This window comes from Actinoplanes sp. NPDC089786 (genome assembly GCF_040684855.1).
Classification (GTDB): domain Bacteria; phylum Actinomycetota; class Actinomycetes; order Mycobacteriales; family Micromonosporaceae; genus Actinoplanes.
This window is the reverse complement of sequence record NZ_JBFBGU010000077.1, coordinates 1-1,448: the sequence shown is the minus strand read 5'-3', so window position 1 is coordinate 1,448 and position 1,448 is coordinate 1. Positions and strand designations below refer to the sequence as shown.

The 1,448-nt window shown below is 65.7% G+C and carries 1 protein-coding gene and 1 pseudogene; both read right to left on the bottom strand.

Annotated elements, in window-relative coordinates; translation table 11 throughout:
- On the bottom strand, positions 1-707 hold a 707-nt coding region (locus tag AB0O15_RS47965; protein WP_364334939.1), incomplete at its 3' end, for a phosphopantetheine-binding protein.
- Positions 708-851: 144 nt separating this feature from the next.
- A pseudogene (locus AB0O15_RS47960) lies at positions 852-1,067 on the bottom strand (class I SAM-dependent methyltransferase); the annotation flags it as partial.
- Between the last annotated feature and the right edge of the window lie 381 nt (positions 1,068-1,448).

The window sequence follows — 1,448 nt, the reverse complement described above, 5'->3', positions numbered from 1 at the left end:
ACCCGGCTGGCCAGACGCGTCGCCAGCAACGAATGCCCGCCCAACGCGAAGAAATCGTCATCCACCCCGACCAGCGGCAGACCCAGCACCTCGGCGAACAACTCGAGCAGGATCTGCTCCTGTGGGGTACGCGCGTCCCGGCCGCCGACATTCACCGACAGGTCGGGCCGGGGCAACGCCGCCTTGTCGAGCTTGCCGTTGACGGTCAACGGGACCTGCTCCAGAACCATCACCGCGGCCGGAACCATGTGATCGGGCAACCGCTCCCGAAGATACGCCCGCAGAACGCTGACAACCTGACCACCGGCCCGCGTACGCAACGGATTGTTCGCCCCCCGATGACGTCCCGGCCGATAAGCGCCAACCGCCACGCCCCCGAACACCGCATCGAACGCGCCGCTGTCGTCATCACCGGTCCAGGTCAACACCGCACGACCGGCCAGCTCCGACGGATCCACACCATCACCGTGCAACCGGGCGTTACGAATGCCACGAACCCGGGTCCCTTCCGGCCAGGCGAGTCCGGGACGCCAGTCGATCACCGGCAGATCCCCGCACTCCGGGACCGCATCGCGGTGCAGCACCACGTCATACCGATACGCCGACAACTCATTGACGTAACCACCCGGCTTCAACCTGATCTCCACACCCTCGGCGAACCCGGCGAAGAAATCAGGATCGAGCAACAACTCCTTCTCCACCGCCACGGCCTGATCCACCGCCCGCCGCAACCGATCACCCGACAACCGCCGCGACAACACACCCTCATGGAAATGCCGCAGCAACCGAAGATTCCGCACGTCACCCACGAAAATCCGGCCACCCGGAGCGAGCAACGTCAGGGCCTGCCGGAGCACCCGGCTCAGATAGGCCGCGTCGGGGAAGTACTGCACCACCGAATTCAGCACGACCGTGTCGAAATGACCCTCAGGCAGACCGGTCACGTCATCGGCCGGCTGCGCGCGAAGCTCCACGCGATCACCGAACTGCTCCCGCAACCGCGAGACCACCACCGGCGACAGATCGGTCGCCCAGTACTCGTCGACGTCCTCCACGAGCGGGGACATCACCAGACCGGAACCGACCCCGATCTCCAGCACCTTCGAGCCACCCAGACCGGCGATCGCCGCGACCGTGTCGTCACGCCACTGGCGCATCTGATCCAGGTCGATCGGCTCACCCGTGAAACTGCTGTTCCACCCCGCGAAATCAGCCTCGTCACGCCCATACAACCGGTCATAGATCTGCCGCCACTCACCGACCTGCTCGGCATCACCCCCCACGACCGCGCTCTCACCCACCACCACATACGCGTCCAACCGATCCTCACGCGCGACCACGACAGCCCGATCAACCAGCGGATGACCCGCCAGCACCGACTCGATCTCCCCCGGCTCGATCCGGAACCCACGGATCTTCACCTGATCATCCGACCGGCCCGCGAACTC